The sequence below is a fragment of the Nocardioides sp. genome (assembly GCF_036405735.1).
Classification (GTDB): Bacteria; Actinomycetota; Actinomycetes; order Propionibacteriales; family Nocardioidaceae; genus Nocardioides.
In genome coordinates this window covers 1-8326 of record NZ_DASWXC010000064.1, presented here as the reverse complement: position 1 = coordinate 8326, position 8326 = coordinate 1, and the positions used below count along the sequence as shown (strand labels likewise).

At 72.4% G+C, this 8326-nt stretch carries 7 protein-coding genes, 1 tRNA gene and 1 pseudogene; 2 read left to right on the top strand and 7 right to left on the bottom strand.

All coding sequences use genetic code 11. The annotated features are described in order from the left end of the window. The 5 genes and pseudogenes from nrfD to selD all read right to left on the bottom strand — a co-directional run. A partial coding sequence (gene nrfD, locus VGE38_RS10165; protein ID WP_331142426.1) for an NrfD/PsrC family molybdoenzyme membrane anchor subunit occupies nt 1-505 on the bottom strand: 505 nt, incomplete at its 3' end. Continuing rightward, a complete protein-coding gene (locus VGE38_RS10160) occupies nt 502-1440 on the bottom strand; it encodes a 4Fe-4S dicluster domain-containing protein (protein WP_331142425.1) in 939 nt (312 codons plus the stop codon). The genes nrfD and VGE38_RS10160, both read right to left, overlap by 4 nt. Then, nucleotides 1437-4169: pseudogene (fdh, locus tag VGE38_RS10155) on the bottom strand (formate dehydrogenase); the annotation flags it as partial. The gene VGE38_RS10160 and the pseudogene fdh, both read right to left, overlap by 4 nt. 12 nt (nt 4170-4181) lie before the next feature. Continuing rightward, a complete protein-coding gene (locus tag VGE38_RS17580) occupies nt 4182-4745 on the bottom strand; it encodes a hypothetical protein (RefSeq protein ID WP_524538546.1) in 564 nt (187 codons plus the stop codon). 131 nt (nt 4746-4876) lie between these two features. Beyond that, on the bottom strand, nt 4877-5878 hold the full coding sequence (gene selD, locus VGE38_RS10150; RefSeq protein WP_331142424.1) for a selenide, water dikinase SelD: 1002 nt from the start codon (nt 5876-5878) through the stop codon (nt 4877-4879). A 43-nt stretch (nt 5879-5921) separates the two neighbouring features. Between selD and VGE38_RS10145 the strand changes: the two genes are divergently transcribed. After that, complete coding sequence (locus VGE38_RS10145) at nt 5922-6785, top strand: uracil-DNA glycosylase (RefSeq protein ID WP_414690927.1); 864 nt, start codon at nt 5922-5924, stop codon at nt 6783-6785. An 11-nt stretch (nt 6786-6796) separates the two neighbouring features. Here the strand turns inward: VGE38_RS10145 and VGE38_RS10140 are convergent. Then, nucleotides 6797-6891: transfer RNA gene (locus tag VGE38_RS10140), tRNA-Sec, on the bottom strand. Nucleotides 6892-6934: 43 nt separating this feature from the next. Then, nucleotides 6935-7189, bottom strand: a complete 255-nt coding sequence (locus VGE38_RS10135; protein ID WP_331142422.1) for a hypothetical protein — start codon at nt 7187-7189, stop codon at nt 6935-6937. Nucleotides 7190-7286: 97 nt separating this feature from the next. On the opposite strand from VGE38_RS10135, the gene selA reads away from it, so the two are divergent. Next, the coding region (gene selA / locus VGE38_RS10130; protein ID WP_331142421.1) for an L-seryl-tRNA(Sec) selenium transferase at nt 7287-8326 on the top strand (1040 nt) is incomplete at its 3' end.

Below are 8326 nucleotides of genomic sequence, written 5' to 3'. Positions count from 1 at the left end.
CGAGCGCGAGCGGGCCTGAGCTGCGCCACCGCTGCGGCAGCAGGCCGACCGCCTCCGCCGCCGCGGCGGCGCCGGCGAACGGCCCGTAGGTCGTCAGAATCCAGGTGCCGACCGACATCGGCGAGGTCAGCTTGGCGGTGCGCAGCATGTTGTAGAACCGCTCCGGGCGGCCCAGGTCGTGCACCAGCGCCGCCATCGAGAACCCCAGCGCCCCGGCCGCCGCCAGCCGCCCGGTGCGGCGAAGCCCGGGGCGCCCGGTCAGGTCGGCGCCCGCCGCGATGAGCGAGGAGCCGGCCGCGAGCCCACCGCTGAAGAGGTACGCCGGGATGTCGTTCTCCCACGGCGCCGGCTTGACGATCGGACGCCCGTAGTACGAGGTGAAGTCGGCCTCCGGCACCATGCTCTGCTCGGCGCCACCCTTGCGGCGCCGACCGCCGCCCCGGCCGCTCCGCTCCCGTCGGCCACCCGCGGACCCGGGCGTCGCATGAATCTGCTGCTCGGTCATCGCCGACCTCCGAGGAAGGAGAGCGCCGCCGCGGCCAGCATCACACCGGCCGCCGCGCCGGCGCGGCGGAACATCTGCGGCAGGTCCTTGGTCGTCACGACCGGGTCGGGCGGGAAGCCGTAGACCTCCGGCTCGTCGAGCAGCAGGAAGAACGCGCCGGTGCCGCCGACACCGTCCTCGGGGTCGTTGCCGTAGAGCCGGGCGTCCATGATGCCGGCCTCGTGCAGCGCCGCCACCCGCTGGTTGGCCCGCTCGCGCAGCTCCTCGACGTCGCCGTACTGGATGGACTGGGTCGGGCAGGCCTGGGCGCAGGCCGGCGTCTGCCCGGCGTCGAGCCGGTCGTAGCAGAGCGTGCACTTCTGGGCGATGCCGACGTTCTTGTCGCCGTCGGGGCCGTGGCGGCGGTCGATCACGCCGTACGGGCAGGCGGGCACGCAGTAGCCGCAGCCGTTGCACACGTCGTCCTGCACCACGACCGTGCCGAACTCGCTGCGCATCAGCGCACCCGTGGGGCACACGTCGAGGCAGGCGGCGTGGGTGCAGTGCTTGCAGACGTCGGAGGACATCAGCCAGCGGAAGTCCGGCTTCTCGGTCTCGGACGCCTCGGGCCGCATCGTCGGCATCCCCAGGTCGACGGTCTCGCGTAGCCCGGTGTCCTGCTGCCCGAGGCGCTTGGGCTGCTCGATGAACGCGACGTGACGCCACTGGTTGGCGTTGAGCGAGTGGCTGTTGTCGTAGGACGACCCGAGCATCTCGAAGTGCGTCGCTGGGACGTCGTTCCACTCCTTGCACGCCACCTCGCAGGCCTTGCAGCCGATGCAGATGCTGGTGTCGGTGAAGAAGCCCTTCCGCTTCGGGCGGTCCTCGCCGTAGCCGGCCTCCTCGGCCGGGTCGAGCGGCCCCCACAGGTCGTTGCGCTGGAACAGGCTGGTCACGACGTGCCCTCCTCCTTCGACCCCTTGGCCGGGTCGCGGTCGCCGTCCTGCATCGGGCCGGCGGTGACGATCGGGTTGGCCGGCTCGGCGTCCAGCCCGGCACGGTCGTGGTACTCCATGACGAACCGGCGCAGCTCCGCGCCCTGCGGCCGGCGCCCGGGCCGGACGTCGCAGGTGCCGACCTTGGACTCCTGGATCAGCACGTTGGGGTCCAGCGAGATCCCGATCAGGTCGTTGGCGGAGTCGCCGGTGACCAGGCCGCCCTCGCCCCAGTGGTAGGGCAGCCACACCTGGTGCACGACGCGGCCGTCGACCCGCAGCGGTGTGAGCCGCTCGGTGACCAGCACCCGCGCCTCGATCGCCGAGCGGGCGGTGACGATCGTCGCCCAGCCGCCGTGCTCGAGCTCGCGCTCGGCGGCCAGCTCGGGAGACACCTCGATGAACATCTCCGGCTGCAGCTCGGCCAGCCGGGCGACGTACCTGCTCATGCCGCCGGCGGTGTGGTGCTCGGTCAGCCGGCTGGTGGTGAACACGAACGGATAGACGTCGGTGTGGGCCTTGGACGGCGCGGGGTTCATCGGGTTGTCCTCGCGGTCGTACTCCTTGCGAGTGGGGTTGCCCTGCTGGCCGTAGAGCGGGTTGCGGAACGGCGACTCCACCGGCTCGTAGTGGGTCGGCAGCGGGCCGTCGATGAGCCCCTGCGGCACGTAGAGCGCACCCTTCCCGTCGCCCTGCATGATGAACGGGTCGTCGCCCGCGAGGCCGGCCACGCCGTCGGCGCCGTCGGGGGGCCGGTACGTCGGCGGCTTGGTCCTCTCGAAGTCCGGGACGTCCGGCCCGGTCCACTCGCCGGCCTCGCCACGGTCCGGGTCCCACCAGACGTAGGCCTTGCGGTCGCTCCACGGCCTGCCGTCCGGGTCGGCCGAGGCGCGGTTGTAGAGCATCCGGCGGTTGGCCGGCCACGCCCAGCCCCACTCGGGGGCGACGTAGGACTGCTCGCTCGCCGGCTTGCGCCGGGCCGCCTGGTTGACGCCGTCCTGGTAGACGCCGGTGTAGATCCAGCAGCCGCCGAGCGTCGAGCCGTCGTCCTTCATCTCGTTGAAGGTCGACAGCGGCCGGCCGGTGGCGACCTCGTAGCCGTTGATCTCCTTGAGCACCGCCTCGGCGCTCGGCTCCTCCAGCGGGCCGTGCGTCGGGTAGTCCCAGGCCAGGTCGAGGATCGGGCGGTCGCGCTCGAGGGTCGAGCCGGCGTACCGCTCCCGCACCATCCGGCCCAGGTGGTAGAAGAACCACAGCTCCGAGCGGCAGTCGCCGGGCGGCTCGACGGCCTTGTCGCGCCACTGCAGCATCCGCTGGGTCTGGGTGAAGGTGCCCTCCTTCTCCACGTGCGAGGCCGCGGGCAGCAGGAACACCTCGGTGCGGCACTCCTCCGGGACGATCTCGCCGGTCGCCACCTCCGGCGAGGTCTTCCAGAAGGTCGCGCTCTCGATCTCGAACAGGTCGCGGACCACCAGCCAGTCGAGGTTGGCCATCCCGAGCCGCTGGGCACGACCGTGGGCCGAGCCGACCGCGGGATTCTGGCCGAGCAGGAAGTAGCCCTTCACCTTGCCGTCGATCATGTCCATGACGGTCCGGTAGGTGCCGTGGTCGCCGGTGATCTTGGGCAGGAGGTCGAAGCAGAAGTCGTTCTCGGGCGTGGCCGCGTCGCCGAAGTACGCCTTGAGCAGGTTGATGCCGTAGGCGCCGGCGTTGGCCCAGAACCCCTTCGCCCCGGGATGGCGCACGGAGTCGATCCACTGCTGCAGCGACTGGTGCTGCTCGGCGTTCGGCATCGGGAGGTAGCCCGGCAGGATGTTGAACAGCGTCGGGATGTCGGTCGAGCCCTGGATGCTGGCGTGGCCGCGCAGCGCCATGATGCCGCCGCCGGGCCGCCCCATGTTGCCGAGCAGCAGCTGCAGGATCGCACCGGTGCGGATGTACTGCACGCCCACGCTGTGCTGGGTCCAGCCGACGCTGTAGACCAGCGCGGTGGTGCGCTCGCGGTTGGAGTTCTCGGTCCACGCCCGGCACACCTCGAGGAACTGCTCCTCGCTCACCCCGCAGGTGCGCGCCACCATCTCCGGGGTATAGCGGGCGTAGTGTCGCTTGAGGATCTGGAAGACGCACCGGGGGTGCTGCAGCGTCTCGTCGCGCGGCGGGTTGCCCTCGACGCTGATGCCGTGGGTCTCGTGCTGCAGCGCGCTGGCGGTCTCGCGCTGCATCTCGTGGTCCTGCCGCTGCTCGCCGTCGCGCTCGGCGTCGGCGTACTGCCACGACTTCGGCTCGTAGGTGCGGCTCTCCGGGTCGAAGCCGGAGAACAGCCCGTCGAGGTCCTCGGTGTCCTGGTAGTCGTCGCTGACGATCGTGGCCGCGTTGGTGTAGTGGACGACGTAGTCGCGGAACTCCAGCCCGTTGCTGAGCACGTAGTTGACGATGCCGCCCAGGAACGCGATGTCGCTGCCGGCGCGGATCGGCACGTAGCTGTCCGCGAGCGCGCTGGTGCGCGTGAAGCGCGGGTCGACGTGGATCACCTTCGCGCCCCGCGCCTTGGCCTCCATCACCCACTGGAAGCCCACGGGGTGGGCCTCGGCCATGTTGGAGCCCTGGATGACGATGCAGTCAGCGTTGCCGAGGTCCTGGAGGAATCCGGTGGCGCCTCCCCGCCCGAACGAGGTCCCCAGACCGGGAACCGTGGCGGAGTGTCAAATGCGGGCCTGGTTCTCGATCTGGATCGCGCCCATCGCCGTGAACAGCTTCTTGATGAGGTAGTTCTCCTCGTTGTCGAGGGTCGCCCCTCCGAGGCTGGCGATGCCGAGCGTCCGCCGGACGCGGCGGCCCTTCTCGTCGAGGTCCTGCCAGGTGTCGTTGCGCGCCTTGACCACCCGGTCGGCGATCATCTCCATCGCCGTGCCGAGCTCGAGCTCGGTCCACTCGGTGGCGTACGGCGCGCGGTACTTCACCTTGGTCTGTCGCAGCGGGCTGGTGACGAGGTTCTTGCTCGCCGCCCCTTTGGGGCACAGCCGGCCGCGGTTGACGGGGCTGTCGGGGTTGCCCTCGATCTGGATGACCTTGTCGTCCTTGACGTAGACGTTCTGCGCGCAGCCCACCGCGCAGTAGGGACACACACTCTTGGCGACACGGTCGGCGGTCTGCGTCCGCGCCGTGATCTCCTCGGTGTGCGGCGAGCGCACCGACGTGCCCCGACCCAACGGGTCCTGGCCGGTCAGCTGTCGCAGCACCGGCCAGGAGAGGAACGTCTTCGCCACCAGCACCTCCTGCTTGTCCTGGCCACGGTAACCCGCCGTGACCTGGAGCACACCTGCGGGGTGCGCGCGGGCACCTGACATTTCCGACCGCGACACGCCGGGATCCGGTTGGGAACGTCAGGTGCCCGCGGTCAGCGCACGAGGAGTACGGCGTCCTGGCGCGGCACCAGCTCGCCCACGATCGGGTAGCCGGGCACCTCGCCGACGACCAGCAGGCCGCCCGAGGTCTGTGCGTCGGCCAGGAGCACCAGCTCGTCGTCGTCGACCGTCCCCGCGGAATCGAGGTGCGGTCGCACCCAGTCGAGGTTGCGGCGGCTGCCGCCGGGGACGAAGCCGTCGCGCAGCGCCTCGCGCGCACCGTCGAGGTAGGGCACCGCCGCGCTCTCGACGACGGCGGTGACGCCGCTGGCCCGCGCCAGCTTGTAGAGGTGGCCGAGCAGCCCGAAGCCGGTGACGTCCGTGGCGGCCCTCGCCCCGGCCGCAAGCGCCGCGCGTGCCGCGTCGCGGTTGAGCGTCGTCATCGCGGCGATCGCCTGCTCGAAGCGCTCCCCCGTCGCCTTGTGGCGGTTGTTGAGGACGCCGAGACCCAGCGGCTTGGTCAGCGTCAGCGGCAGGCCGGCTTCCCCGGCATCGTTGCGGAGCAGCCGGTCGGGGTGCGCGAGGCCGGTGACGGCGAGGCCGTACTTCGGCTCCCGGTCGTCGATGCTGTGCCCGCCGGCCAGATGCGTCTCCGCCTCGCGGCAGACGTCGGCTCCGCCGCGTAGCACCTCGCGGGCGACCTCGAAGGGGATCTTCTCCCGCGGCCAGGCGAGCAGGTTGAGCGCCACGACCGGCTCGCCACCCATGGCGTAGACGTCGGAGAGCGCGTTCGCGGCCGCGATCCGGCCCCAGTCGTAGGGATCGTCCACGACGGGGGTGAAGAAGTCGGTGGTCGCGATGATCGCGCGCTCGCCGTCGATGCGGACGGCCGCGGCGTCGTCGCCGTGCTCGAGCCCGACCAGCAGGTCGCCGGTCCCGCCGCCCAGCGGCAGCTCGGCCAGCACCCGCTCCAGCTCCCCGGCCGGCACCTTGCAGGCGCAGCCGCCGCCCGCGGCGTACTGGGTGAGGCGCAGGTCCGAGGCCGCGGTCGTCATGGAGCCAATCTAGGCCGGGCCAGGCCGGATCCGGTGGGGCACCATGAGGATCGTGAGCGACGACCTTCTGCCCCACCCGGCGACCGGCGAGCTGTTCGCCTCACCGGTGCCACCGGGCACCGGCTGGCCCGGCGACCCGGCCACCGCGGAGACGCCGGTGGCGCGGACCGCGTCGCAGGTCCGCCGCCTCGCGGCTCGTGTCGGGCTGGAGGAGCTCGACGCCCGGGTGAGCGTGTGCCGCGCGTGCCCCCGACTGGTCGGTTGGCGCGAGGACGTCGCGGTCACCAAGCGCGCGTCGTACGCCGGGCAGCCGTACTGGGGCCGGCCCAGCCCCGGCTTCGGGTCGGCCACCCCGCGGATCCTGGTGGTCGGCCTGGCGCCGGCCGCGAACGGCGCGAACCGCACCGGCCGGATCTTCACCGGCGACCGCAGCGGCGACTGGCTGTTCGCGTCGCTGCACCGGGTCGGTCTGGCGACGCGGGGCACGAGCGTGCACGCCGCGGACGGTCTCGAGCTGATCGACACCCGGATGGTCGCGACCGTGCGGTGCGCCCCGCCGCAGAACAAGCCGACCACAGCCGAGCGTGACACCTGCTCGCCGTGGATCGAGGCGGAGCTGCGCCTGCTCGCCGACCACGTCCGGGTGGTGGTGGCGTTGGGCGGCTACGGCTGGGACGCGGCGCTGCGGTCCTACGCCGCGCTCGGCTGGCAGGTGGCCCGGCCCAAGCCGCGCTTCGGCCACGGCGTCGAGGCGACGCTGCTCGGCGAGGGTCGCTCGGTGACGCTGCTCGGCTGCTATCACCCCAGCCAGCAGAACACGTTCACCGGCCGGCTCACCGAGGCGATGCTCGACGACGTACTCGGCCGGGCGGCTGCCGTGGGCGGGGTGCAGGCGCACCGCCGTTAGCGGCCCGGCGGTGGCGGAGGCGGACGGGAATCGAACCCGCCGGACCCAGCGACTGGGCCCCTACGGTTTTGAGGACCGCGCCCGTCACCAGACGAGAAACGCCTCCCCGCACACCGCCTGACACTGTAGTGCTGCCGTGGTGCTCCGGCTCAGGCGAAGCCCTTGACCAGCCGCGTCTCACCGTCGCGCTCGACGACGATCTGCACGCCGTCGGCGTTGTCGAGGTACTCCCGCACCGCCGCCAGGTCGAGCTGGACCGCCGCGGCGATGTCGGTGTCCCGGATCGAGGTGACGCGCTGGCCGAAGCCGCCGTCGGAGACGTCGTCCCCGCCCTGGGCCTCCAGCCAGAGGTCGCGGATCGCGTTGTAGAGGTCGTCGGTCGTTGCTTCCAGGTCACTGGTCATAGGGACCGCTGTACCCCATGCCGCTGGTGTGAAGCAGCCCCCGCGCAGCGAAGGTCGACGCTGCTTCACACCAGCCGGGTAGGACACAATGCGAAGCGTGGACACCGACCCGAGGCGCCGTACGCCGCGGACCGACGCCGTGCTGGCCGACGACCGCCTGCACAAGGCGGCCGAGCGGCTCGGCGAACGGCTGGTGAAGCAGGCGGTGCGGGACGCCCTGGAGCGCTGCCGGGCGGGTGAGCTGGCTCCCGAGGAGGTCGCCGACGCGGCGGTGGCCGCGCTTCCCCGCACCGCGACCCAGCTCAGGCGGGTCATCAACGCCACCGGCGTCGTCGTCCACACCAACCTGGGCCGTGCGCCGCTCTCCCCCGCCGCGGTCGAGGCCCTGGAGGTCGCGGCGGGCGCGACCGACGTCGAGCTCGACCTGGCGACCGGCCGGCGCGGACGCCGGGGCCGGTCGGCGCTGGCCGCGCTCGCCGAGGCGGTGCCGGAGGCCGGCGACGTCCACGTCGTCAACAACGGCGCCGCCGCCCTCGCGCTGGTGACCTGCGCGCTGGCGACGGGTGGCCGGAGCATCGTGGTCGCGCGCGGGGAGCTGGTCGAGATCGGTGACGGCTTCCGCATCCCCGAGCTGCTGGAGTCGGTGGGGGCGCGGCTGCGCGAGGTGGGGACGACGAACCGGGTACGCCTGGCCGACTACGAGGCGGCGGTCGAGGACGACACGGCGTTCATCCTCAAGGTGCACCCCTCCAACTTCGTGGTCTCCGGCTTCACGTCCTCGGTCGGGGTCGCCGAACTGGCGACGCTCGGCGCGCCCGTCGTCGTCGACATCGGCTCCGGTCTGCTGCGGCCGCACCCCCGGCTGCCCGACGAGCCGAGCGCCTCCGCCGCGCTCGGGGCCGGCGCCGACCTGGTGACCGCGTCGGGCGACAAGCTGCTCGGCGGTCCGCAGTGCGGCCTGATGCTGGGCACGGCGGAGCTGGTGGAGCGGCTGCGGCGGCATCCGTTCGCGCGGGCGCTGCGGGTCGACAAGCTCACCCTCGCGGCGCTGGAGGCCACGCTGGTCGGGCCGCTGCCGCCCGTGCCGGCGGCGCTCGCGACGACGCCGGAGCAGCTGGTCGATCGCGCCCGCCGGCT

Bases quoted from the DNA above. Each gene is read 5' to 3' on its own strand.
- selD (WP_331142424.1), bottom strand. From the start codon at position 5,878: ATGACGACCGCGGCCTCGGACCTGCGCCTCACCCAGTACGCCGCGGGC.
- VGE38_RS10145 (WP_414690927.1), top strand. From the start codon at position 5,922: ATGAGGATCGTGAGCGACGACCTTCTGCCCCACCCGGCGACCGGCGAG.
- VGE38_RS10135 (WP_331142422.1), bottom strand. From the start codon at position 7,189: ATGACCAGTGACCTGGAAGCAACGACCGACGACCTCTACAACGCGATC.